The sequence below is a fragment of the Arthrobacter sp. NPDC057013 genome, from assembly GCF_042674585.1.
Classification (GTDB): Bacteria; Actinomycetota; Actinomycetes; order Actinomycetales; family Micrococcaceae; genus Arthrobacter.
The window spans coordinates 1-25,132 of the sequence record NZ_JBHUSE010000030.1; the positions used below are offsets into that span (position 1 = coordinate 1).

General features: G+C 68.0%; 18 protein-coding genes and 1 pseudogene. 11 read left to right on the forward strand and 8 right to left on the reverse strand.

The window, feature by feature from the left end:
- Positions 1 to 177: 177 nt before the first annotated feature.
- Together mmsA and mmsB are read left to right on the forward strand one after the other, a co-directional pair.
- A complete protein-coding gene (gene mmsA, locus ACFTSA_RS23260) occupies positions 178 to 1,707 on the forward strand; it encodes a multiple monosaccharide ABC transporter ATP-binding protein (protein WP_377954378.1) in 1,530 nt (509 codons plus the stop codon).
- A 5-nt stretch (positions 1,708 to 1,712) separates the two neighbouring features.
- Positions 1,713 to 3,038 (forward strand): multiple monosaccharide ABC transporter permease, encoded by a 1,326-nt coding sequence (mmsB, locus tag ACFTSA_RS23265; RefSeq protein WP_377954380.1) that lies wholly within the window; start codon positions 1,713 to 1,715, stop codon positions 3,036 to 3,038.
- 253 nt (positions 3,039 to 3,291) lie between these two features.
- Here mmsB and ACFTSA_RS23270 read toward each other — a convergent pair whose 3' ends face one another.
- The 6 genes from ACFTSA_RS23270 to ACFTSA_RS23295 form a co-directional block, all read right to left on the reverse strand.
- Entirely contained in the window at positions 3,292 to 4,308 is a 1,017-nt protein-coding gene (locus ACFTSA_RS23270; RefSeq protein WP_377954381.1) for a LacI family DNA-binding transcriptional regulator, read from the reverse strand.
- Positions 4,309 to 4,344: 36 nt separating this feature from the next.
- The gene (locus tag ACFTSA_RS23275; protein WP_377954383.1) at positions 4,345 to 5,241 is read right to left on the reverse strand and encodes an aldose 1-epimerase family protein; all 897 of its coding nucleotides are present in this window, start codon (positions 5,239 to 5,241) and stop codon (positions 4,345 to 4,347) included.
- 14 nt (positions 5,242 to 5,255) lie between these two features.
- Complete coding sequence (gene araA / locus ACFTSA_RS23280) at positions 5,256 to 6,776, reverse strand: L-arabinose isomerase (RefSeq protein ID WP_377954385.1); 1,521 nt, start codon at positions 6,774 to 6,776, stop codon at positions 5,256 to 5,258.
- A gap of 67 nt (positions 6,777 to 6,843) precedes the next feature.
- A complete protein-coding gene (locus tag ACFTSA_RS23285) occupies positions 6,844 to 7,554 on the reverse strand; it encodes an L-ribulose-5-phosphate 4-epimerase (protein ID WP_377954387.1) in 711 nt (236 codons plus the stop codon).
- Positions 7,551 to 9,296 (reverse strand): ribulokinase, encoded by a 1,746-nt coding sequence (araB, locus tag ACFTSA_RS23290; protein ID WP_377954388.1) that lies wholly within the window; start codon positions 9,294 to 9,296, stop codon positions 7,551 to 7,553. Before araB ends, ACFTSA_RS23285 begins: the two co-directional genes overlap by 4 nt.
- A 105-nt stretch (positions 9,297 to 9,401) precedes the next feature.
- Positions 9,402 to 10,412, reverse strand: a complete 1,011-nt coding sequence (locus ACFTSA_RS23295) for a LacI family DNA-binding transcriptional regulator (RefSeq protein ID WP_377954390.1) — start codon at positions 10,410 to 10,412, stop codon at positions 9,402 to 9,404.
- A gap of 98 nt (positions 10,413 to 10,510) precedes the next feature.
- On the opposite strand from ACFTSA_RS23295, the gene ACFTSA_RS23300 reads away from it, so the two are divergent.
- From ACFTSA_RS23300 to ACFTSA_RS23315, 4 genes are all read left to right on the forward strand, one after another.
- Positions 10,511 to 12,124, forward strand: a complete 1,614-nt coding sequence (locus ACFTSA_RS23300; RefSeq protein WP_377954392.1) for an FG-GAP-like repeat-containing protein — start codon at positions 10,511 to 10,513, stop codon at positions 12,122 to 12,124.
- Positions 12,125 to 12,456: 332 nt separating this feature from the next.
- Complete coding sequence (locus ACFTSA_RS23305) at positions 12,457 to 14,697, forward strand: multicopper oxidase family protein (protein WP_377954394.1); 2,241 nt, start codon at positions 12,457 to 12,459, stop codon at positions 14,695 to 14,697.
- Positions 14,694 to 15,863 (forward strand): hypothetical protein, encoded by a 1,170-nt coding sequence (locus ACFTSA_RS23310; RefSeq protein WP_377954396.1) that lies wholly within the window; start codon positions 14,694 to 14,696, stop codon positions 15,861 to 15,863. The genes ACFTSA_RS23305 and ACFTSA_RS23310 overlap by 4 nt, the downstream gene beginning before the upstream one ends.
- Positions 15,864 to 16,073: 210 nt before the next feature.
- On the forward strand, positions 16,074 to 17,363 hold the full coding sequence (locus ACFTSA_RS23315) for an ammonium transporter (protein ID WP_377954399.1): 1,290 nt from the start codon (positions 16,074 to 16,076) through the stop codon (positions 17,361 to 17,363).
- An 8-nt stretch (positions 17,364 to 17,371) separates the two neighbouring features.
- Here ACFTSA_RS23315 and ACFTSA_RS23320 read toward each other — a convergent pair whose 3' ends face one another.
- Both ACFTSA_RS23320 and ACFTSA_RS23325 read right to left on the reverse strand, forming a co-directional pair.
- The gene (locus tag ACFTSA_RS23320; protein WP_377954416.1) at positions 17,372 to 17,848 is read right to left on the reverse strand and encodes a GNAT family N-acetyltransferase; all 477 of its coding nucleotides are present in this window, start codon (positions 17,846 to 17,848) and stop codon (positions 17,372 to 17,374) included.
- Between the two features lie 30 nt (positions 17,849 to 17,878).
- A pseudogene (locus tag ACFTSA_RS23325) lies at positions 17,879 to 19,798 on the reverse strand (FAD/NAD(P)-binding protein); the annotation flags it as partial.
- 272 nt (positions 19,799 to 20,070) lie between these two features.
- Between ACFTSA_RS23325 and ACFTSA_RS23330 the strand changes: the two are divergent.
- Genes ACFTSA_RS23330 through ACFTSA_RS23350 form a run of 5 tightly spaced genes read left to right on the forward strand, consistent with a single transcriptional unit; the run spans position 20,071 to position 25,124 of the window.
- Complete coding sequence (locus ACFTSA_RS23330; protein ID WP_377954400.1) at positions 20,071 to 21,198, forward strand: amino acid ABC transporter permease; 1,128 nt, start codon at positions 20,071 to 20,073, stop codon at positions 21,196 to 21,198.
- Positions 21,199 to 21,203: 5 nt separating this feature from the next.
- A complete protein-coding gene (locus tag ACFTSA_RS23335) occupies positions 21,204 to 22,013 on the forward strand; it encodes an amino acid ABC transporter ATP-binding protein (RefSeq protein ID WP_377954401.1) in 810 nt (269 codons plus the stop codon).
- Between the two features lie 11 nt (positions 22,014 to 22,024).
- Positions 22,025 to 23,083, forward strand: a complete 1,059-nt coding sequence (locus ACFTSA_RS23340; RefSeq protein ID WP_377954402.1) for an ABC transporter substrate-binding protein — start codon at positions 22,025 to 22,027, stop codon at positions 23,081 to 23,083.
- A gap of 20 nt (positions 23,084 to 23,103) precedes the next feature.
- Entirely contained in the window at positions 23,104 to 23,970 is an 867-nt protein-coding gene (locus tag ACFTSA_RS23345; RefSeq protein WP_377954403.1) for a DUF1684 domain-containing protein, read from the forward strand.
- Positions 23,967 to 25,124, forward strand: coding sequence for an LLM class flavin-dependent oxidoreductase (locus ACFTSA_RS23350; protein ID WP_377954404.1), 1,158 nt, complete (start codon positions 23,967 to 23,969; stop codon positions 25,122 to 25,124). Before ACFTSA_RS23345 ends, ACFTSA_RS23350 begins: the two co-directional genes overlap by 4 nt.
- Positions 25,125 to 25,132: the final 8 nt, after the last annotated feature.

Genomic DNA, 25,132 nt, shown 5'->3' on the forward strand with positions numbered 1-25,132 from the left:
AAAATACAAATCACAAACATACCCCACCGTTTAACACCCCCCCCCCCCCAACAATCGTCCCCCCCCCCCCCCCATCGCGGGGGGGGGGCCCCCCCCCCCCGCCGCCCCCACCGCACCCCAACAGATCGACCCACCGAAACAGATCAGCTCATTGAACAGATCAGCGGGAAATAACCAATGAACGTACCCATTCTTCAGATGCGCGGGATCACCAAGACCTTCCCCGGCGTCAAGGCGCTCCAGGATGTCACCCTGGACGTGAACCGCGGCGAGGTCCACGCGATCTGCGGCGAAAACGGGGCAGGCAAGTCCACCCTGATGAAGGTGCTCTCCGGCGTCTACGCCCACAACACCTTCGAGGGGGACATCCTCTTCGAGAACGAACCGTGCGACTTCGCCTCCATCAGCGACAGCGAGAAGCGCGGCATCGTGATCATCCACCAGGAGCTGGCCCTCAGCCCGTACCTGTCCATCGCGGAAAACATCTTCCTGGGGAACGAAATGGCCTCCCGCGGCTGGGTCGACTGGCGCAAGACCAACCTCGAGGCGGCCAAGCTGCTGGCCCGGGTTGGCCTGGACGAAAACCCGGTCACCCCCATCCAGCACATCAGCGTGGGCAAGCAGCAGCTCGTCGAAATCGCCAAGGCGCTGTCCAAGGAAGTGAAACTGCTGATCCTGGACGAGCCCACCGCCGCCCTGAACGACGAGGACTCCGACCACCTGCTGGACCTGATCCTGCACCTGAAGGGCCAGGGCGTCACGAGCATCATCATCAGCCACAAACTCAACGAAATCCGCAAGGTGGCCGACGCCGTCACCATCATCCGCGACGGCAGGTCCATCGAAACCCTCCGCGTGGACCAGGGCGAGATCACCCAGGAACGCATCATCCGCGGCATGGTGGGCCGCGACCTGGACAGCCTCTATCCTGAGCGCGAACCGCAGATCGGCGAGGAAGTCCTGCGCATCGAGGACTGGACAGTCCAGCACCCGCAGGACCACAGCCGCACGGTGGTGCACAACGCCAGCCTCAACGTCCGCAAGGGCGAAGTGGTGGGACTCGCCGGCCTCATGGGCGCCGGCCGCACCGAACTGGCCATGAGCGTTTTCGGCCGCACCTACGGCCGCGCCGTGTCCGGAAAGGTGTTCAAGTACGGCAAGGAAATCAACACCTCCAGCGTCCCCGAGGCCATCCGGCACGGCATCGCCTACGCCACCGAGGACCGCAAGCACTACGGGCTGAACCTCATCGAGGACATCAAACGGAACATCTCCATGGCCGCCCTGCCCAAGCTCGCCAAACGCGGCTGGGTGGACAGGAACAAAGAAACCACAGTAGCCAACAGCTACCGGAAGAGCATGAACATCAAGGCCCCGTCAGTGGCGGCCATCACCGGGAAACTCTCCGGCGGCAACCAGCAAAAGGTGGTCCTGAGCAAATGGATGTTCTCCGACCCCGACGTGCTGATCCTGGACGAGCCCACCCGCGGCATCGACGTCGGCGCCAAGTACGAGATCTACACGATCATCGCCGAACTCGCTGCCCAGGGCAAAGCCGTCATTGTGATCTCCTCCGAGCTCCCCGAACTCCTGGGCATCTGCGACCGGATCTACACCCTGTCCGCCGGCCACGTCACGGGTGAAGTCCCGATCGCCGAGGCCTCCCAGGAAACCCTTATGCACTACATGACCCAAGAGAAGGAATAACGAACATGTCCGCCCTACGAGAATCCCTCGGCTTCCTGGCAAGCCGCCTCCGCCAGGTCGGCATCTTCGTCGCCCTGATCCTGATCGTCCTGCTGTTCCAGGTCCTCACCGACGGGATCCTGCTGGAGCCGCAGAACGTCACCAACCTCGTCGTCCAGAACAGCTACATCCTGATCCTTGCCATCGGCATGGTCATGGTCATCATCGCCGGCCACATCGACCTCTCCGTCGGTTCCATCGCCGGGTTCATCGGCGCCGTCGCCGGCGTCATGATCGTCCACTGGGGCTGGGCCTGGTGGGCGGCCATCCCGGCCTGCCTCCTCGTCGGCGCCCTGGTCGGCGCGTGGCAGGGCTACTGGATCGCCTACGTCGGCATCCCCGCCTTCATCGTCACCCTGGCCGGCATGCTCATCTTCCGCGGCCTGACCCTGATCACCCTGAAGAACCAGCAGATCACCCCGTTCCCGGATGAACTGCGTGCCCTCGGCGGCGGCTTCCTGCCGGACATCTCCGGCGGCACCTCCGTGCTCGAATGGCTCACCGTGATCCTCGGCGTGGGCGGCACGGCGGCCCTGCTGTTCCAGTCGATCAAGGAACGCCGCATCCGCCGGAAGTTCAACCTGGAAAACGAGCCCATGGCCTGGTTCGCCACGAAGACCGTGTTCATCGCCCTGCTGATGCTCGTCATCACGTTCCTGCTCGCCAGCTACCGCGGCACCCCGATCGTGCTGATCGTCCTCGCGGCACTGGTTATCGCCTACTCCGCGCTGATGAACAACAGCATCTTCGGCCGGCACACCTACGCCATCGGCGGGAACCTGCACGCCGCAGAGCTCTCCGGCATCAAGACCAAGGCTGTGACGTTCCGGCTCTTCGTGAACATGGGTGTCCTTGCCGCGCTGGCCGGCCTGATCTTCACGGCCCGCCTGAACTCGGCCCAGCCGGCCGGTGGCACCGGCTTCGAGCTCGACTCCATCGCCGCAGCCTTCATCGGCGGCGCGGCGGTCCAGGGCGGCATCGGCACCGTGGCCGGAGCCATGATCGGCGGCCTCATCATGGGCGTCCTCAACAACGGCATGTCCATCCTCGGCCTCGGCACGGACTACCAGCAGCTGATCAAGGGCCTGGTGCTCCTGATCGCCGTCGGCTTCGACATCTTCAACAAGAACCGCGCCGGCGGCGGATCCTCCATCGCCAAGCGCTTCAAGCTCAGGACCACCCCGCCTGCGACCGAAACCAAGGCACCTGCAGGAACGAAGGTACCGGTCAAGGCACCGGCCGAGCCGGCCACGCCCGTGGCGGCCGGCACCCGGGACTCAGGCAACGCCTGACAAAGCGCCTGCCCAGACGGCAGGGCAGCCAGCAGAGCCCGAGCGCTGAACCCCTCCCCCGGTTTACACCGCGGGAGGGGCTCAGCATTTAAAGCAGACGTCGACGGCGGTTCAGCCCGCCGGGGCGCCCAACGGACGGGCGCCCCGGAGTGATCGTGGTCGATGCGCCAGGTCACGGATTCCAGCACGGCTTGCTCGGGCTCGTCCCGGGGCGTTCAGGCCCGGTTACCGAAGGTGCGCGGACGCTTCGGCATCACTTTGCCGGCGGTGCCGTGGAGTCCCGCACCACGAGCTTGGGGTTGAGGACCGACGCCGCTCCGGAGGGGCCGTGGGCCATGTCGGACAGGAGCATCCGGATGCAGCGCGCGCCGAGTTCTTTGAAACCCTGGTTCACGGTGGTCAGCGGCGGGACGAAGTAGCCGGCCTCCGGCTGGTCGTCGAAGCCCACCACGCTGATGTCCTCCGGAACGCGCAGGCCTGCCTCGCTGAACGCGCGCAGTGCCCCGAGGGCCATCTGGTCGTTGGCAGCGAACAGCGCGGTGACGTTACCGGCAGCAGCCAGTTCCAGCCCGGCACGGTAGCCGCTTTCGGCGCTCCAGTCGCCCTGGAGCAGCACGCCAGCCGGCAGTCCGGCCTGGCCAAGGGCACGGCGCCAGCCCTCGGTCCGGGCCGCGGCGTCAATCCAGTCCTGCGGACCGGAAACGTGGGCGATTGACGTGTGGCCAAGGTTGACCAGATGCTGCACGGCGAGGGCTGCTCCAACGCGCTGGTTTACGGCAGCGACGCTCAGGCGTTCGTCCGCGCCGAAGCCCACGGCAACCAGCGGGACGGACACGGTAATGGTGCGCAACAACTTCAGCATGGTCTCGTGCGGCACAATCACCACGATCCCGTCCACGGACTGCAGCAGGAAGTGCTCGAGGGCATCGCGGATGCCGGCGGGCGTCACCTCGCTGACGCTGGCCATGCTGACGGCATAGCCCTCGTTCCGGGCTGCCTGCTGTACGCCGAGAAGTGTGTTGGCCGGGCCGTAGTGGGCGGTCCCGGCAGCCAGGACTCCGATGGCCTGGGAACGCCGGGTGACCAGGCTGCGGGCGGCAGTGTTGCGCCGGTACCCCAATTCGGCAATGGCGCGTTCCACACGTTTGCGGGTTCCGGCACTGACATTGGGATGCGCGTTCAGGACGCGCGACACCGTCTGGTGGGACACGCCAGCAAGACGCGCCACGTCCTCCATGACGGGAGGACGCGGCGCGGGGTTGGCTGTCACTGTAAAGGGCTTGCTGTCACCGTAAAGGGCTTGCTGTCACGTGGCGAAGATGCTCCAGGATGCCTCATGCGTGGAGCCCGGCTCCAGCCGAATCAGGTCCACGCCGCTGTTGAAGGCATCGGGCGGGCAGGTCATGGGTTCCACGGCGAGGCCCAGCCGGTTGGGGGCCGGCGGCTGCTTGTCGGCGGTGTGGATCTGCAGCCACCGGCAGGTGCTGTCCCAGACCATTCCGACGCCGGTACCGCCCGGGTCCCGGACCAGCACGCGGGCCTGGCCGCCGCCGTCGAACGCGATGTCCGTGAACGCGTGGTCGATCTCGGTGTCGCCGATGGCGCGCGGCGACCGGAAATCAAACCCGTGGCCTTCCACGGTGCGCGTTTCCTTCGGCAGCAGCCGGTCCGGGGTGACCTCGAGGAACTCCCCGGCGGGGAGCTCGAGGATCCATTCATCGAGGGGCGCCGGGCCGGCCACCAGGTAGGGGTGCGGGCAAACGCCGTAGGGCGCCGCCCCGGCGCCAAGGTTCGACGCCGTGACCCGGCTGTGCAGGCCGCCCCCGGACAGCCGGTATTCGACGCCGATCCGCACCGTGTGCGGGTAACCCGCCGTGGGCTCCGGCGTGCAGAACAGCGTCACCGAGGACTCATCCTGCGACTCCACGTCCCAGTCCAGCGGGAACACGAGCCCGTGCAGCGCATTGCCGCGGTCGGTCTCGTTGACCGGCACCTCATGTTCAGCCCCGTCGAACGTGTACCGGCCGTCGGCGATCCGGTTGGGCCAGGGCGCCGCGACGATGCCCCGGTAGTCGGGAATGGGGCCGCCCTCCGGGAACGGAACGATGAGGTCCCGGCCCCGGTGGCGCAGCTCCCGCAGCGCACCCGCGTGGGCGGTGATGGTGGCGGTGTACTCCCCTGCCTGGATTTTGTATTCGGTCACAGCCCTATTCTGGGTCACAGCCTGCCGGCCAGCCTGTAGTAGGCGGCGTTCCAGGCCAGCTCCTTCTTGAACTGCTTGAGCGTGGTGCCCTCGTCGATGGTGAGCAGCTCGGTCTGCGCGATCTCGGCGAAATCCTCGAACACATCCACGCCCACCTGGGTGGAGAGGACGGTGTGGTGCGCGGCGCCGGCAGTCAGCCAGGCGGCAGCGGAGGTGGCGAAGTCGGGCTTCGGTTCCCAGAGGGCGCGGGCCACCGGCAGGTTGGGCAGCGGCTCGTCGAGGTCGACGACGTCCACGGCGTTCGCCACCAGACGGAACCTGTCGCGCATGTCGGACAGGGCGACGACGACGCCGGGCCCGGCGTCGGTGTCGAAGACCATGCGGACCGGATCCTCCTTGCCGCCGATTCCCAGCGGGTGGATCTCGACCCGCGGCTTGCCCGCGGTCAGCGAAGGGCAGACCTCCAGCATGTGCGCACCGAGGATCTTCTCCTGGCCGGGCGCCAGGTGGTAGGTGTAGTCCTCCATCAGGGAGGCGCCGCCCGGCAGCCCGGCGCCCATGACCTTGGCCGCGCGGATCAGGATGGCGGTCTTCCAGTCGCCCTCGGCGCCGAAGCCGTAGCCATCGGCCATGAGCCGCTGGACGGCCATGCCCGGCAGCTGCCGCAGCTCGCCGAGGTCCTCGAAGGAGGTGGTGAAGGCGGCGGAGCCGTTGGCTTCGAGGAAGCTGCGCAGCCCGAGTTCGATGCGGGCGCTGTAGCGCAGGGACTCGTGGCGGGCACCGCCGGAGCGCAGCTCCGGTGCCACGTCGTAAAGCCGCTCGTACTCCGCGACCAGGGTGTCGACGTCGGACTCCGCGGCACCGTGGACGGCGTCGGCGAGTTCGTTGACGGACCAGGTGTTGACCGAGACGCCGAAGCGCAGTTCCGCCTCGGTCTTGTCGCCCTCGGTGACGGCGACGTTGCGCATGTTGTCCCCGAAGCGGGTCAGCTTCAGGTTCCGGACCGCGGCCCAGCCCGCGGAGGCGCGCTGCCAGACGCCCACCTGGCGGGCCACCTCCGGGTTGGACACGTGGCCCACGACGGTCTTGCGCGGAACGCCCAGCCGGGACTGGATGTAGCCGAACTCGCGGTCACCGTGCGCGGCCTGGTTCAGGTTCATGAAGTCGAAGTCGATGTCCGCCCACGGCAGTTCCACGTTGGCCTGGGTGTGCAGGTGCAGTAGCGGCTTGCGGAGCAGGTCCAGTCCCTGGATCCACATCTTGGCCGGGGAGAACGTATGCATCCACGCCGTCACGCCGATCACCGAATCGTCCGAGTTGGCCTCCAGCGCGGTGCGGCGGATCGCGTCCGAATCCGTCAGCACGGGCTTCCAGACGAGCTTGACCGGGACCTCGGAGCACTCGTTCAGCGCGGCAGCAATCTCCTGCGACTGGGCCGCCACCTGCTTCAGTACGTCCTCGCCGTAGAGGTGCTGGCTGCCGGTAAGGAACCAGACCTCGTAGTGCTCGAGGGAGGTGTTGTTGGCGCTGGACATTGGTGTCTCCTTTGAAAGTCGTGGGGGCCGCGCGTGGCGGCGGGTGTTGCTGGGGCGGGTGCCGAACCTAGCGGCCGTAGACGTTCTGGTAGCGGTCGTAGAGCGACTCGATCTGGCCCTGGTCGATGGGCAGCGGTTCGCCGAGCTGGCGCGAGATGTGGACCGTGCGGGCCACTTCCTCGCACATCACTGCAGCCTTGACCGCGGAGCGGGCGTCCTTGCCGATGGTGAACGGGCCGTGGTTCTGCATCAGCACGGCCGGAGAGTTGGATCCTCGCAGGGTTTCCACGATGCCGCGGCCGATCGAATCGTCGCCGATGAGGGCGAACGGGCCCACCGGGATCGGGCCGCCGAACTCGTCGCCCATCATGGTCAGCACGCACGGGATCTCCTCGCCCCGCGCGGCCCAGGCCGTGGCGTAGGTGGAGTGGGTGTGGACCACGCCGCCGACGTCGGGCATGTTCCGGTAGACGTAGGCGTGCGCCGCGGTATCCGACGAGGGCGAGAGGTCCGGGTTTTCCCACTGGGCCGGGACGCCGTCGGCGTCTGCGCTCAGGCTGCTGACCGGGGTGCCGTAGAGGTCGGTGACCACCATGGCTTCGGGGGTCAGGGCGTCGTAAGAGAGGCCCGAGGGCTTGATGACCATGAGGTCGTAGCCGGGGATCCGGCCGGATACGTTCCCGGCGGTCCAGACCACCAGGTCGTACCGGGTCAGCTCGGCGTGCAGTTCGCACACCTCGCGGCGGACGCGGGCAATGGTTTCCAGCAGGGCGCTCATGCCGAAACCTCCTCAGTGGTCAGGGATTCGGGGAGCAGGGACCGGGTACTCACGGACCTGGCGGTGTTGCGCTGGATGGCCTTGAGCCGGTGCATGACGTCGTTGGTTCCCCTGCCGAAGTAGTCGTGGAGAGTGCGGTATTCACGGAACAGTTCGTCGTAGGCGGCGACGTTTTCCGGGATGGGGGTGTACACGTCGCCGGGGGCGGCGCCCATCGCCGCGGACGCGGCCCGGACATCGGCATACTTTCCGGCGGCAACGGCGGCGTGGATGGCCGAACCGAGCGCCGGCCCCTGGGTGGAGCCGATGGTGGAGAGCTGGAGGCCGGTCACGTCCGAGTAGATCTGCATGAGGAGCCGGTTTTTCAGCAGGCCGCCGGCCACGATGAATTCCTTGACCGGGACGCCCGAATCGCGGAAGGCTTCGACGATGGTGCGGGTGCCGAAGGCGGTGGCCTCGAACAGCGCCCGGTAGATGTCCTCCGGGCGGGTGGCGAGGGTCTGGCCGACCACCACGCCGGAGAGTTCGTGGTCCACCAGCACGGAGCGGTTGCCGGAGTGCCAGTCGAGTGCTATCAGGCCGTGCTCGCCAATCGCCTGCTGTTCGGCGAGGCGGGTCAGGTATTCGTGGATGCCCTGCCCTGCCTGGGCGGCGGCATGGTGGTATTCCGGCGGGACGCCATATTTGGTGAACCAGCCGAAGATGTCGCCCACGCCTGACTGGCCGGCCTCGTAGCCCCAAAGCCCGTCCACGATGCCGCCGTCCACCACGCCGCACATACCCGGCACCTCGTGGAGTTCGGCGCCGTTCATGACGTGGCAGGTGGAGGTGCCCATGATCGCCACGAGCTGGCCGGGTTCCACGGCCTTCGCGGCCGGGGCGGTGACGTGCGCGTCCACGTTGCCGACGGCGACGGCGATGCCCTCGGGCAGGCCGGTCCAGGCTGCCGCTTCGGCGGTGAGGTAGCCGGCGGCGTCGCCCAGCCGGCCGATGGTGTGGTCCAGCTTGGCGCTGACGAAGTCCTTGAACTGCGGGTTCAGGGCGGCGAGGAAGTCACCGGACGGGTAGTGGCCGTCCTGGTAGATGCCCTTGTACCCGGCGGTGCAGGCGTTGCGGACGTAGTTTCCGCACAGCTGCCAGACGATCCAGTCGGCGGCCTCCACCCAGTGGTCCATTTCGGCGTAGGCCTCGGGGTCCTCCTCCAGGAGCTGCAGCCCCTTGGCGAACTCCCACTCGGAGGAGATCAGCCCGCCGTACCGGGGCAGCCAGGACTCACCCAGTTCGGCGGCCAGCGCGTTGATGCGGTCCGCCTGGCCCTGCGCCGCATGGTGGCGCCACAGTTTCACGTACGCGTGCGGGCGGTTCGCGAAGCCCGGCACTTCGTTGAGCGGGGTTCCGTCGGCCTTGACGGGCACCATAGTGCAGGCCGTGAAGTCCGTGGCGATCCCGACGACGGCGGCCGGGTCGATCCCGGCGTCAGCGACCGCGGCGGGAACAGCATGCCGGAGCACGTCGCGGTAGTCGTCAGGCACCTGCAGCGCCCACTCCCCGGGCAGGCGGGCTGCTTCATTGCCGGCCATGTCTGCCGGAAGGGCTTCGGTGACCACCGCATGCGGATAGTCGAACACGCCACTGCCGAGTTCCTTGCCGTCCCGGACCCGCACAACCACGGCCCGGCCGGACAGGGTGCCGAAGTCCACCCCGATGACATAGTTTTCGCTGCCGTCTGCTGTGACGTCCATGAATCCTCCAAATGATGGCCCGCTGCTTTCGGGCTGACACTATTGTGAGCGCTAACAACTTACTGCGTCAAGTGCTGCGGATCACCGGTTTGGGGATCAGTCTCCTCAGGCAGGGGCGGCAGTGCTCCGGCGGACCACGAGCTCGGGCTCCACCACCGTGGTGCTGACCGTGTCCCCGTTCGCGATGGCGCTCAGCATCAGGTCCATGCAGCGCCTGCCGAGTTCCTCGAAGTCCTGGCGGACGGTGGTGAGTGGCGGCGTAAAGTAGCCCGACTCCGGCTGGTCGTCAAAGCCCACCACGGAGACATCCTCGGGGACCCGGACGCCGGCCTCGTTGAAGGCGCGCAGCAGGCCCAGGGACATCTGGTCGTTGCCCACGAACAGCGCGGTAGCGGTCCGTTCGGCGGCCAGCTTCCGGCCGATCTCGTAGCCGCTGCCGGCACTCCAGTCCCCCTCGACCACCAGGCTGTCGTCCAGCCCCGCCTCGCGCAGCGCCGCACTCCAGCCTTCGGCACGCGCCACGGCGTCGATCCAGTCCTGCGGGCCCGCCACGTGGCCGATCCGGCGGTGGCCCTGCTCGATCAGATGCCCGACGGCGAGCTCGGCCCCCCGCTTCTGGTCCACCATGGCGCCGCTCACCGCCTCGCTGCCCAGGGAGCCCACGGCCACCACCGGCACGCCGGGGTTCAGTTCGGCCAGGGCCAGGAGCGTCTCGGAATGCGGCACGATCACCACGATGCCGTCCACGGACTGGTCCAGGAAGTGCCGGATGGCATCGAAGATCCCCTCGCGGCTCACCGAGCGGAGGGCGGCGATGCTGACGAAATAGCCGGCATCCCGCGCGGCCTGCTCCACCCCCAGCAGCGTGTTGGCCGGGCCGTACTGGGACAGCTCACTGCCCAGCACACCGATGGTCTGCGACTTCCGCGTGACCAGGCTCCGGGCCGCGGTGTTGCGCCGGTAACCCAGCTCGGCGATGGCGGCCTCGACGCGTTCACGCGTGGCCTTGCTGACGTTGGGATGGTTGTTAATCACCCTGGACACCGTCTGGTGCGAGACGCCGGCGCGCTCCGCCACGTCCTCAAGCCGGGGCAGCCGGGCATTGCTTTTTGCCATGGGGTAATTGTGCGCGACCCACAGCCCTGAACACGAATAGACGCGGCACGGATGGACGCGGCCGGACGTAAACTGATGGGAGCAAAGGAGCGCTGGCGATGGACGGCAAAGTTCATCATTCGGGGGGCGGATTGTCCGCACGGCACATGCTGACGGGACTCCTGCTCCTGCTCGCCCTCCTCTTCAGTTACCTGCCCGGCGCCACCCCTGCCCGCGCCGTATCGCTCAACGGCCACGACATCTCCTGGCCCCAATGCCCGACGGCGGTGGGCGGCTTTGGCCTGCCGCTTCCGCCGGCGTCGTCCCAGTTCGTGGTGATCGGCCTGACGAAGGGACTGCCCTTCACGGAGAACCCGTGCCTGGCCAGCCAGGTTGCCTGGGCTTCCATTAACCGCAAGCCGGCGCAGGCCTACACGATGGCCGCCTTCCCCACGGCCGCCCAGCTCGCCGCCTACCGGGCACAGGGACCGTGGTCCGCAGCCACCCGGGCGGGGCAGCTCTCCAACGTCGGCTACGCGGAAGCACGGTTTGCGGTGGCCAGCCTGGCGCGGGCCCGGTTTGCGCCGCGTGTGGTGTGGATCGACGTCGAGCCCCGCCCTGCCCAGCCGTGGCCCACCGCGAGCGTCGCGCAGCAGCGCGCAAACCGGTACATAGTCGAGGGCCTGATGCGCGGTCTGCGCGACTCCGGCTATTCCTACGGCCTGTACTCGTTCGCCTCCGGCTGGACCAGCATCACCGGCTCCTGGCGCCTCTCCGGCGTACCGGTGTGGGCCACCGCCGGCCGGCTGGACTTTCCCGGCGAAGCCCAGAACCTCTGCCGCACCGCCAGCTTCTCCGGCGGCCACGTGTACCTTTCCCAGTGGTACGACGACGTCCGGGACTACGACCTCACCTGCGACCCGTACGCCTTCACTCCCCTGCCGGTCCCGGCGTCCACACTGTCGCGCTCGACCGGCGACTTCAACGGGGACTGGAACACGGACATCCTGGCCCGCGTGACGGCCACGGCCGAGCTGCGGCTGTACCCGGGGAACGGCCACGGGGGCCGGCTGCCCGGCGTGCGCATCGGCACCGGCTGGAACGGCTTCAGCGCCCTTGAAACACCCGGCGACTTCAACGGCGACGGCCCGCAGGACGTCTTCGCCAGGGAGGCCGCCACCGGATACCTGTGGATGTACCGCGGCAACGGCACCGGCGGGTTCCTCCCCCGGATTAGGCTCGGCACGGGCTGGAACAGCTTCAGCGCGATCGTCGGCCCCGGCGACTTCAACGGCGATCAGCGCGTGGACATCCTCGCCCGCGAATCTGCCACCGGCTTCCTCTGGCTGTACCGCGGCAACGGCACCGGCGCGTTCCTGCCGCGGATCCGCGTGGGATCCGGCTGGAACGCCTTCAATGCCGTCCTGGGTCCGGGCGACATGAACAACGACGGTGCCGCCGACGTCCTGGCGCGGGAGGCGGCCACCGGCGTCCTGTGGCTGTACCGCGGCAGCGGCACGGGCGGCTGGCTCCCCCGCGTCCGGGTGGGCGCCGGCTGGAACGCCATGACCGCCGTCGTAAGTCCCGGCGATTTCAACGGCGACCGCAACCCGGACCTGCTGGCCCGCGACGCCGCCGGCGTCCTGTGGCTCTATCCTGGGCTGGGCACCGGGCAGTTCGCCTCCCGGGTGCGCATCAGCGCCGGCTGGAACGGGCTCGCCCCGCTGTTCTAGCGCGGATTCTGATCGATCGTTTCACCCGGCTTCTGATCGATCGTTTCACCAAAAGGGCCGTTTTCCGGCCAATTCCTTTTATTTACTGGGCCGTAGCCTTGGAACGGCCACCCCCTTATACCCGTCCCATTGAGGGGGTATGCACGGCATTCATCCAATGTTTTCCCAACCCCCTGCCCGCACTGTAGTTGCGCGGGGCAACGACAAGCGCAGCCAGCTTCCGCAAGGCCAGGACTTCCCGGTGCAGAAACCGCCGGGGAAAGACCCTGGGAAAGCTCGAATAGCGGGGCCCAGCAGGCCACTCTTTTTTGCCCCGAAGGAGGCGCATAACCATGTCAGATGAAACCGCAACCACAAACGAAGTGCCGGCAAACACAGTGCGGACAAACACAGTGTCCCGCCGCAATGTCTTGCGGATCGGTGCGGCCGGAGGTGCCGGCGCGGCCCTCGTCGCCGCTCAGGGCTGGGCCGGCCCCCTGCTCGCGCAGAAGGGCCTCCTTTCGCCTGACGGCGCGTTCGGCGCATCGTCCACCGCCCTCGGTGACCTGTTGTTCTATATCGAGGCGTTCCCCACCAGCCCGCTGATCATCTCACCGTTCACCGATCCCCTGACCATTCCCAAGGCCCTGGCTCCGACGCCGGCTGTGGGGGATGCCTTTATCAAGGGCTACACCGAGTGGAGCGACCCGCCCGGCCCGGGCCAGGGCCAGCAGAGCTCCTTCAAGAACGAACGGCACCAGATCTGGCCTTCCACGCTGGGTTATCCGGACCCGCTCGTCTACAAGATCGACATCCAGCTGCGGCAGCACGCGTTCACCACCTCGCAGGTGTTGCCCATCGATGCGAACGGCCGCCCGACGATCTCCTTCGACGAGAAGCGCAAGACGTACCCGGCCGGAACCAAGCGCACGCTGCCGCTGAGCACCATCTACGGCTTCAACGGGACCTTCCCCGGCCCGATGATTAATGCCGAATACGGCAAACCGGCCCTGGTCCGGTTCGAGAACCACCTGGATGAGAACCCGCTGAATCTGGACCGCCAGGACTTCGGCTCGCCGGACTGGTCCTTCCTGACCCACCTGCACAACGGCCACACCGCGCCGGAGTCCGACGGCAACCCGCACTACAGCATGGTGAGCGGGCCCAAGTATGAGGGCTACCTGCCGAAGTCCTTCTGCGACAACCTGTACCTGAACTGGCCCGCCGGCGGCGACGACCGGGAAAAGCAGAGCTTCTTCTGGTTCCACGACCACCGGATGGACCACACCGGCTCGAACGTCTACAAGGGCATGGTGGGCCTGTACCCCATCTACGACCCGAAGAACGGCATGGACATGGGCGACGAGCGCCAGGGCCTGCGGCTGCCGGGCGTCCGCAAGGACAACCCGGACGGTTCCTTCGACGTGGACTACGACGTCCCGCTGGCGTTCTACGACTGCCGCCTGGATGACGGCGTCACCATGCACAAGGACATCCACGACGTGCAGAAGGAGTTCCCGGATGCCAAGAACCCCGCCAAGCACCCCGAGTGGTGGGGCAAGACCTTCTACAAGCATTTCCCCAACCACGGGTTCGTGGGCGACATCTTCACCGTGAACGGCACCGCCTACCCCGTCATGGAGGTCAAGCGCCGCAAGTACCGCTTCCGCTTCCTGGACGCGTCCATCGCCCGGATCTACGAGTTCAAGCTGATGAGCTCCACGAAGGGCCCGAAGACCTCGGTTTCGCTCGGCTACAAGGGCGACGAACTCGAGGGCCAGTACCGCATCCCTGACGGCCAGCAGTGCATGCAGTTCACCCAGATCGCGTCCGACGGCGGCCTGCTGCCGTTCCCGATCAAGCGCGATTCCTTCGAGCTGTGGCCGGCCAAGCGGCGCGAAGTGGTGATCGACTTCACCAGGTACCAGGACGGCACGCCGACGACCAAGGGCGACGTCATCTACCTCACCGACGTGATGAAGATGCCCAACGGCCGGATGTGGAGCAACTCGTCCCGGTTCGCGCCCGACCCCGCTTACAAGGTCCCGGTGCTCAAGTTCGTGATCGGCGACGACGCTCCTGATGACAGCGTGATCCCGACAGGGATGATGCGTGAGCTCCCGCCGCTGCCGAGCAACTGGCAGACCATGCTGGACAACCGGCTGATCTTCGAGGTGGAGCGCGGCTCCGGCGGCGGCGAAACGGAGTGGCTCATCAACGGCAAGCCGTTCACCCCGAACACCGTTGCCACCAGCCTCAAGAACCGCGCCGGCCGTACGCCGCTCGCCCAGCAGAAGAAGGGCAGCTACAACCTGTGGGAAATCCGCAACGGCGGCGGCGGCTGGGTCCATCCGTTCCACCTGCACATGGAGGAACACCGGGTGGTGATGCGCAACGGCAGGGATGTCACCCGCGGCGGCGACAAGGGCCATCCGGATGACGTGTCACGCGAGGACCTGGTGGCCCTGGATCCCGGCGAGTCGACCATCATCTACCGCGGCTTCCGTGACTTCGTTGGGCCGTACGTAGCCCACTGCCACAACCTGGCGCACGAGGACCACGCCATGATGTTCGGCTGGGAGATCACGCCATGACAGCGGTACCAGCGGGCACCGCCAGCTGGAGCAGCGCCGGCGCCGAGGCGCCGGCGGCCCGCCCCGCGGTCCCCTGGCTGACGGTCATCCCGCTGGCGGCGATGATGTCCTTCGCCGACGGCTTCTGGATGGTGTCGCTGAGGGGCGCCGTGGGGGCCATTGAGCGGACCCAGGAGCCGTTCATCAGCTGGCTGCGGGAGTCCACCGTGCTGCTCCCGGTGTTCGTGCTGGCTGTCATCGCGGCCGTGACGCTGTCCATGCGGTGGTTCGGGCCGGTGCCGGCGGGAAGGAAGGCTTTCTTCACCACGGCCCTGCTCATTGCCGCCGCCGGCACCCTGGCCGGGGCCCTCACGCTGGCCGCCAGCCAGGCCTGGGACTACGTCCTCCAGCATGACCTGATGAGCCACCTGCACCATTCGAACTCCGCACAGTCCGTGGATCAGCTGGACCAGTCCTCGCTGGGACTCCAGCTGGCCGCCTTCGGCTACGGCGTGGGCCTGCTCCTGGTCTCCAACGTCGTGGTGACTGGCTGGACGGTGGCGATCCGGGGAGGGCGGCTGGACGTCAGCCGCCGGCCGAAGGCGTCGCCCGGGCGTGCTCCCCGCCGTGCGCGGGCCGACCGTGAGCGGACGGGCACCACGGACCTGCGGCTGACGCTGGCCGCGGTGGCACTGTTCGGCTGCGCGGCCATCCACCTGGCCGTCATTCCGGACCATCTCAACCACTGGGTGGTGGCCAGCGCTTTCTTCCTGACCCTGGCCATGGCGGAGACGGCCGGCGGGGCCCTGCTGCTGGGCCGGCCCGGCCAGAACGTCCTCGTTGCCATCGCCGCAGCGTCCGCGGTTCCACTGGCGCTTTGGGTGTGGTCCCGCACATCCGGGCTGCCGTTCGGTCCCAACTCCAACGTGCCCGAGCCGTTTGGCCTGGCCGACATCGCAGCGTCCCTGCTCGAGCTCGGGACCCTGGTGATCGCCGTCGTCATATTCCGCGCCAGGCGCAGGGCCAACGGCGAGCCGGAGAGGCGGACGACGGCGTCGGCCCACCTCCGCGCACTGGCTGTGGTGGGGGCAATCGCCATCGGTTCCCTGGGCCTGGCCGGGGCCGTGCCCGGCTTGCTTGGCAACGTGGACACCTCAGGAAACACCACCCACAGCACCACGCATTAGAAAGACTTTTTCCGTTCAAAGTCCGACGACGGCGGCCCCCGGGTTTCGGGGGCCGCCGTCCTCGTGCCTGGCGTGCCGTGGCGGTTACAAGCAATTTACATTCCCGAAACCCACGGCAGTTTCCGGAGTCCTATGTTGTGGGGACAAACGGCATTCGTCCGGGTCTCAGCAAGAAATGCCACCCACCGATTTTCCTGAGTGGAGTTCGAAATGAACGCTGGAGATGTTGCCTGGATCCTCGCAAGTTCCGCACTGGTGTGCATGATGGTTCCCGCCCTGGCCCTCTTCTACGGGGGCATGGTGGGATCGCGCCGGATCCTGAACATGATGATGATGTGCTTCGGCGGGGCCAGCCTCGTGGCCGTGCTGTGGGCACTGTTCGGATACTCGATGGCCTTTGGCAGTTCCGTGAACGGCCTCGGCCTGATCGGGGACGTCACAGAGTACGCAGGCCTCGAGCCAATGCTGAAGGATAATCCCGATGCCGCCCTGCCGGCGGCGCTGTTCACGTCCTTCCAGCTGTTCTTCGCCTGCGTCACCACCGCCCTGGTTGCAGGCGCGGCCGCCGGGCGGATGAAGTTCGGCGCCTGGATGGTGTTCGCCGGCGTGTGGGCCACGCTGGTCTACTTCCCCATCGCGCACTGGGTCTTCGCGTTCAACTCCGCGGACGGCTCGGTGACGGGCGGCTGGATCGCCAACGGCATCAAGGCCATCGACTTCGCCGGCGGCACAGCCGTGCACATGAACGCCGGTGCCGCCGCCCTCGCCCTGGCACTGGTCCTGGGCCGCAGCTCCGGCTGGCCCAAGATGGAACACTCCAAGCCCCACAGCCGGCCCCTGGTGCTGGTGGGCGCCGGCCTGCTCTGGGTGGGCTGGTTCGGGTTCAACGCCGGATCCGCGCTGACCGCCGGCCACTCCGCGTCGGTGGTGTTCCTCAACACCGCGGTGGCAGCATCCGCCGGCCTGCTCGCCTGGGCCGTCGTTGAACGGATCAGGCACGGCGCCACCACCAGCATGGGTGCCGCGTCGGGGCTGGTCTCCGCCCTCGTGGCCATCACGCCCGCCTGCGGCGCGGTCAGCCCGCTGGGCGCCGTGGCCATCGGCGCCATCGCCGGTGCTGTCTGCTCGCTGGCGATCGAGTGGAAGTTCCGCCTCGGCTTCGACGACTCCCTCGACGTGGTGGGCGTGCACCTCGTGGGCGGCATCATCGGGACCCTGCTGATCGGCATCTTCGCCACCAGCAGCGCACCCAACGGCGTCAGCGGCCTGCTGTACGGCGGCGGGTTGCGGCAGCTGGGCATCCAGGCAATCGCCACAGTCGCCGTGCTGGCCTACTCCTTCGGCCTGACCTGGGTGATCGCCAAGGTGGTGGACATGGCCATGGGCCTGCGCATCCACGAGGAGGACGAACTGCGCGGCATCGACATCGCCGCCCACTCCGAGTTGGCCTACCTGACCGATGAGGACCCCGTGAACCTGGGCGCCTCACCCCGGTCCTGAGGCGGCGCCTAAGCCGGATCCCCTGCGAGGACGGCCAGGTTCTTCGTGAACGCCAGCGGCCCGATGGTCTCGGGGTCCGCGGCGAGATCGAACTGGGCCGTGTACCCGGTGTTCAGGTACAGATTCTTGGCCTCCGGCTGGCGCGGGCCCGTGGTGAGGTACACGCTGCGGTACCCCCGCTCCGCGGCCAGCCGCTCCAGTTCCGCCAGCACCCGCCGGGCCAGTCCCCGTCGCCGGTGCGCCGAGTGCGTCCAGATCCGCTTGAACTCGGCGGTTTCCGCGTCATAGCGGCGGTAAGCCCCGCCGGCCACGGACTCGCCGTTCTCCTGGACGATCAGCAGGGCGCCGGCCGGGGCCTCGAATTCCTCCGCCGGGTACCTGTTCAGTTCCTCGGCGGCCCCGCCACGGCCGAACAGGTCGCCGTAGCGGGTGTCGTACTCGACGGCGAGCTCGTCCAGGAGCGGCCGGACCCGGGGGTCGTGCATGGGCAGTTCGAGGACGGTGAGGGTGGAGGGTGACACGGCAGTGAGGATCTTTCTCGCGAGGGCGTCGTTCTCCCGGAAGGGTGCCGCGTTGGTGCCGGGCCGGGCAAACGCGCCGGCTCCCCAGCCCGAGGTCCCGGGGCCGATGCCAAACAGGCGGCTCCGGGTCTCGCCACCGCGGCCAACGATCCGGTGGCCCGAGGTGATCAGAAGCCGGCCGGTGGAGTGGCCGCCGTCGGACGTCAGCAGGTGCTGCTCAGCGCCCAGGCCCGAGCCGTGCAGCGAGCGGAGCAGCGGGTTGGCGGAACGGGCCACGGCGGGGCCGGGGAGCCGGGCCTCGATCAAGGCCTTCGTCCGCAGGCTCACCGGTGAGTGCGCGGACGTTGCCACGAACTCGCCGGTGCCGTCGTCGGCGGCAACCGCAAGTCCCGGTCCCAGGAAGTGCAGCAGCCCGGCGCGGTGGACGGCCAGCATTTCCCGCAGGCGGCGGGGCGGCGGGCCGGAATCCACGAAGCTGAAGAACCCGTGCCACCACCCGTGCACTTCCTCCTGCGAGCGCGCGTTGAGGCGTTCGGGCGGGACGATCCTGCCCAGCTCCATGTACACCTTCAGCAGGGCCATGAACAGTGCCAGCGTTTCCGGGTGGTCAGGTCCCGTCCGCAATTCGAGGTCATGCTCGATATAGCCGGCCACCGCTGCCTGGACCTCGTCGTGGCCGGAAAAGAGCTGCCCGCTAAACGGCTTGTCGAGCCGTTCGAGGTCCAGGTGCAGCCCGGGATCCGGCACGGCCGCGGCGACAAGCTCGCGGCGGCCGCTGCTGTACCAGTCCAGGACGGCAAACTGCCCGGCAAACTCGTCCCAGCCCAGCGCCACCCGCTCCGGGCTGCCGGTGAACAGCTCCCGGTAGTAACCGTAGCCGGCGTCCTTCGCAATCAGGGGCCAGAGGTGGCTGCGGAAATCCAGTTCGCCGTGCTCCGCCAGGAGCGCGGCCACCGCGTCCGCGGTGAAGAACCGGGGCGCCCCCGCCGGTTCGCCGCGCAGGGCCACGGAGATCTTGGAGTGGAACGGCACGCCGCGACGTGACCCGGCCCAGAGCCTTGGCTCGGCCCCGGAGGGGAGGTAGCGCAGCCCGCCGTCGGCCGTCTCTTCAAAACGGCCGCCGCGGCCTTCGGTGAGCAGCACCAGGAGGTCCACGAAGGCCAGGCCCATGCCGGAGACAATGACGTCCTGGCCCGGGGCGAGGGGGGAATAGTCGACGTCGGTGGTGTAGCTGGGTGCCGCGTGGAACCCGCCGTTCCGGGCCGCGAAATCGGACCAGGCGGCAGAGCGGGCGTCCGGCTCGGCGTCGGTGTGCCCCAGTGCGGTAATCACGACGTCGGCCTGCAGCGTGCCGCCGCCGGCCAGCCGGACGCTGTACCCGCCGTCGTCTTCGCCCTGCGGTTCGACGCTCAGCGGATCAACGCTCAGCGGTTCAACGCTGACCGCGGTGTCGCGGTGGACGGTAACGCGGACGTCGCTGCCGAGGGAGTGGACCGCACGGCGGAAGAACCATTCCAAGTATTTGCTCTGCAGCTGGCGGGTGGGAAAGGTGCCGCCTGTCAGGGAGTGCAGCTGGTCCCGCAGGTGCGGCGGGAAAGCCGGCACGTCGGTGATGGAACCGTCCAGGACGCCGGCAGCCCAGGCCGCGAGCCCCGGCCCGTCGATGGCCGGCCCCTCGCAGACCACCGATGAGTCGGTGAACATGGTGACGTCGGCCGCGGTTGAATTCAGCATGAGGCCAGGGTTCTGGTCGTAGCGCCAGATCCTGCCGGAACCCGGCTCATGCGGCTCCACGATATGGATCTGCAGCGGACCGTCCGCCAGCTCGGGCCTATTGGCAGCGAGCCGCTCGAGGATGCCGGCCGTGCGCGGACCACCGCCGATGAAGACCACGGATGGGTGCTGCGCTGGCATCGGATACTCCTGGTGGAAGGGCCCCTTGGAAAAGGCCACTGAGAAAGGGCTTGGGCCCTCAATCTAGGGTCTGGACAAACCCTCGGTCGAGGGCCCTGTCACGGCCGTTCACCCGGCGTAATGGGGCGTAAATGAGAGCAAGAAATCGTCTTGTGACGCCCCACTAAGCCGCGTGAACGAATGCAACAGACGGCTTTGCCGGACCCCCCGGGCGCACCTAGATTTGCAGCCAACTACCCCCGAAATACCAACCGGAAGAAGCGAGATGGCGCATGAGTTCAGCAGCAACCAGGACGCCCCAGTCCGCAACTGAGGCACCGTCCCCCACTGACACACAGGCCGCCAGCGAGACGTCCGTAACCGGAGCACCGGCAACCGCTGAGACACAGGCTGCCGGGTCGGGCGCTGCCGGATCAGGCGCTGCAGGATCGGGCGCCGGCGGTTCCGGGCCCGCCAGGCCCCCTGCCCCCGAACTCCGTGCCGCCGTCGACTACGCCGACTACCGTCTGGTTCCCGCCCGCCGCCCGTGGCGCTGGGTGGGCACCGTGCTGGTGGCACTGGGCGTGGCCGCCGTCGTGTGGTCCCTGGCCACGAACCCGCGCTGGGAATGGGGCGTGGTGGCCCAGTGGTTCACCGCCAAGTCCGTCGTGAACGGCCTCCTGGAGACCCTCAAGCTCACCGCCATCTCCGGGGCGCTCGGCTTCATCCTCGGCTTCATCCTCGCCCTCATGCGCCTGTCCGCCTCGCCGCTGCTGGTCTCCGTGTCCTGGACGTTCTCGTGGATCTTCCGGTCCACGCCGCTGCTGGTCCAGATGCTCCTCTGGTACAACCTGGGCTACCTCTACGAGAAGATCAGCCTGGGCATCCCGTTCACTGACATCCGCTTCTTCGAGGCGCAGACCACCACCCTGATCAGCCAGTTCGCGGCCGCCGTGCTGGGCCTGACACTGAACCAGGCCGCCTACTCGGCCGAGATCATCCGCGGCGGCATCCTGTCCGTGGACCAGGGCCAGCTCGAGGCGGCAAGCGCCCTGGGCATCCCGGCTTGGCGCCGGTCCACCCGAATCGTGCTGCCCCAGGCCATGCGCGCCATCCTGCCCACGGCCTTCAACGAGATCATCGGCCTGGTCAAGGGCACCTCGATCGTCTACGTCCTGGCCTACTCGGAGCTCTTCTACACCGTCCAGGTCATCTACAACCGCACCCAGCAGGTCCTGCCGCTGCTGCTCGTGGCCACGCTCTGGTACGTGGTGATCACCTCCGTGCTCAGCGTGTTCCAGTACTACATCGAACGCCACTACTCCAAGGGCGCCGTGCGCACCCTGCCCCTCACCCCGCTGCAGAAGGCCCGGAAGTTCTTCGCCACCCACGCCGCGGTCACCACCACCGGAAGGAAATGATTCCGATGAGCACAACACTTGAGGCCCCCGCCGCCACCCGCGGGCTGGTGGAAATCGCCAAGGTCCGGAAGTCCTTTGGGCCCACCGAAGTGCTGAAGGGCATTTCCCTGACGGTTGAGCCCGGCGGCGTGGCCGTCATCGTCGGCCCCTCCGGTTCCGGAAAGTCCACCCTGCTGCGGACCATCAACCACCTGGAAAAGGTGGACGCCGGGTTCATCGCCATCGACGGCCAGCTGGTGGGCTACCGGGTCAAGGGCAACAAGCTGCACGAACTGCCCGAGAGGGACATCCTGAAGCAGCGCACCGAAATCGGCATGGTGTTCCAGAACTTCAACCTGTTTCCGCATCTCACGGCGCTGGAGAACGTGACCGAGGCGCCCGTCGTCGCGCAGGGCAGATCACAGGCGGAGGCCCGCGGGCGCGGCCTGGAACTGCTGGACCGCGTGGGCCTGCGCGACCGCGCCGGCGCCTATCCCCGCCAGCTCTCCGGGGGCCAGCAGCAGCGCGTCGCCATCGCCCGGGCACTGGCGCTGGACCCGAAGATCCTGCTGTTCGACGAGCCCACCTCCGCCCTTGACCCCGAACTGGTCAACGAGGTGCTGGACGTGATCCGCGAGCTGGCCAAGTCCGGCACCACACTGATCATCGTCACGCACGAGATGGGTTTTGCCCGCGACGTGGCGGACACCGTGGTGTTCATGGACCAGGGCCAGATCGTCGAACAGGGCAAACCCCAGGACATTTTCACCAACCCGCAGGAAGAACGCACCCGGAGTTTCTTCTCCAAGGTGATCGAGCCCGCCTTCAATATCTAAGGAAACTCCCCATGGCATTCTTCTCCACCCCGCACCACGGCACCGGCCGCCTGCGCACGCTGGCCGCGCTGCCCGCCGTCGTCCTTTCCGCCGCCCTGGCCCTGTCCGCCTGCTCCGATCCAGGCGCCGCCGCTTCCGGCGGTTCAACCGGTGCCGCATCAGGTGCGGCCACGACGGCGGCCCGCAACGGCGTCGTCTACAACACCTCACCGGACCAGCAGCGGATCCGTGCCGAAAAGGATGCCCCGCTGGCCGCGAAGGTGCCGGCGCTGATCGGCAAGGACGGCAAGCTCACGGTGGCCACCACTGCCGGTTCCATTCCGCTGTCCTTCCACGCCACCGACGACAAGACGCCCATCGGCTCCGAGATTGACCTCGCCCAGCTGGTGGCGGACAAGCTGGGCCTCGAGCTGGACATCCAGGTCACGTCCTGGGAGAACTGGCCCCTGAAAACGCAGTCCGGCGACTTCGAAGCCGTCTTTTCCAACGTGGGCATCAACAAGGACCGGGTGAAGCTGTTCGACTTCGCCAGCTACCGTGCCGCGTACATGGGCTTCGAGGCGAAGAAGTCCTCCTCCTACAGCATCAAGGGCGCGGACGACATCTCCGGCCTGAAGGTCTCCGTGGGCTCGGGCACCAACCAGGAGAAGATCCTGCTGGCCTGGAACAAGGAGCTCGAGGCCAAGGGCAAGGCACCCGCCAGCCTCCAGTACTACTCATCCGACGCCGACACCATCCTGGCGCTGTCCTCCGGCCGGACCGACCTGAACATCGCGCCCTACCCCTCGACGGTCTACCGGGAAAACACCCGCGACGACCTGAAGATCGTCGGCAAGGTCAACGCCGGCTGGCCGTCGGAGACCCTGGTGGCCGCCACCACGCTCAAGGGCAACGGGCTGGCGCCGGTCATCACGGAGGCACTGAACTCGGCCATCAAGGACGGCTCCTACGGCAAGGTGCTGGCCCGCTGGGGGCTGTCCGAGGAAGCCCTGCCGGAATCCAGAACCGTGACCGAAGCCAACTTCGCGTCCACCCAGACGGGGGCTGCAAAGACCGGTGACTCGAAATGAAGTTCCAGGAAGGAGCGACAATGCCCACCCCTACGCACACTGAAACCGGCGCAGCCTTCGCCGCCGGATGGGAGCAGTGGCACGTTGCGCATGAGCGCCGCCGCGCCGATCCCCACGGCTTCCTCGCCGTCACCCACCTGCACTGGCTGACGGCGGAACCTGCCCGGCTTGAGGGTGTACCGGGTACCTGGAGTGTGAGGGACGACGCCGTCACCGTGGTTTTGGAGGCAGGCGAAAGCCTGCTCCGGGACGGTAAGGAATTGAACGGCCGTGAGCTGAACGGCAGCCCGGCTGGGAACGGACGCACCGCCGTCGTCTTCGATCCCGTCGCCGAACGTGAGGGCATCAACCTCACGGCGGGTCCCGCCGTCGTCGAACTCGCCAAGCGCGGCGGGGAATACATTGTGCGCCCCCGGCACCCGGAGAACACCTTGCTCACCGGGTACCGCGGCACTCCGGCCTACGCGCCGGACCTGCGCTTCGCCGTAGGCGGTGTGTTCGTGCCGTTCGACGAGCCCCGGCCCACCACGGTGGGCGCCGCCGTCGAGGGCATTGTGCACGTGTACGAAGCACCCGGCGAGATCCGGTTCCAGCTGGACGGCCAGGACCTGTCGCTCACGGCCTTTAACGGCCACGCGCCGGGCACCCTGTCCGTACTGTTCACCGACGCAACGTCCGGCAAGACCACGTACGCGGCGAACCGCTCGCTCACGGTGGGGGCGCCGGACGCTGACGGCCGCGTGGCCCTGGACTTCAACCGCGCGGTGAACCTGCCATGCGCCTACACCGACCTCGCCATCTGCCCGCTGCCGCCGGCCGAAAACCGCCTGCCGGTGGCCATCGAAGCGGGCGAACAGAACCCCCACGAAAGGCAGACCGGACCGTGAGCCCTGCAGCCAATTCCTTCCTGGCCCTCGAACTGGACGGCGACGGGGCGCACCCCGCCGCCTGGCGGAAGGCCCGGCACACCCCCGCCGAACTGCTCGACGGCACGCGCGTCCGCGCCACGGCGCTGGCCGCCGAGTCAGCCGGGTTCCACGTGGCCACGTTCGCGGACGGATCGCTGGCCCCCGCATCTTCCGGGCCCGGCGGCCGCGACATCCCGGGCCGGCTGAACGCCCTGCAGCGCGCAGCTTTTGCCGGGCCCGTCACCAGTTCCATCGTGCTGGTGCCCGAGGTGGATACGGTCTACACCGAACCGTTCCACATCTCCACGCAGCTGGCCAGCCTTGACTACGTGTCCGGCGGCCGCGCCGGGTGGCTGGTGGCGGCGTCGGACCGGGTGGCGGATGCTGCCGCCGTCGGACGTTCCGTTGTCGCTGCTGACGGACTGGGCCGGGAAGCCGCGGATTCGATCGAGGTCGGCCGCCGGCTTTGGGACTCCTGGGAGGACGACGCCGTGATCCGCGACGTCGCCACCGGCCGGTACATCGATGTCGACAAGCTGCACTACGTTGACTTCGAGAGCGCCGCGGGCTATTCCGTCAAGGGACCGTCCATCATTCCCCGTCCCCTGCAGGGCCAGCTGCCTGTTCTCGCCCCCGCCGGCCTGCTGGACGGGGAGCAACTGAGCGGGGACCAGCCGACCGCCGGCGCGGCGGACGCCGTCCTTGTGTCCGCCCCCACGCCCGAGCTGCTGGCCGGCGAGATCGCCGAGGCCCGCGCCGCGGCCCCAGCGGCCGCCGTCATCGCCGAACTCGACGTCGTCCTCGACGCCCGCGGGCAGACCGCCGCCGGGCGGCTCGCTGAGCTGGACGCGCACACGCCCTGGCAGAGCAGCCGTGCCCGTTTCGTTGGCACCGCAGCGGAGCTCACCGAGCTGCTGGCCTCCGTCCTGGAGGCGGCCGACGGCGTGCGCCTCCACCCCGCAGTCCTGGACGTTGACCTGGAGGAGCTGGCCCAGCTGGTGCTTCCTGCCCTCCGGCGCCGGGGCCTGCTCGCACCGCAGCAGCCGGGATCCACCTTCCGGGACCTGCTCGGGCTGCAACGCCCGTCAAGCCGGTATGCCGCCGAATCCGTGCCTTCCGCGGCCGATAACTAGGGAGAGAC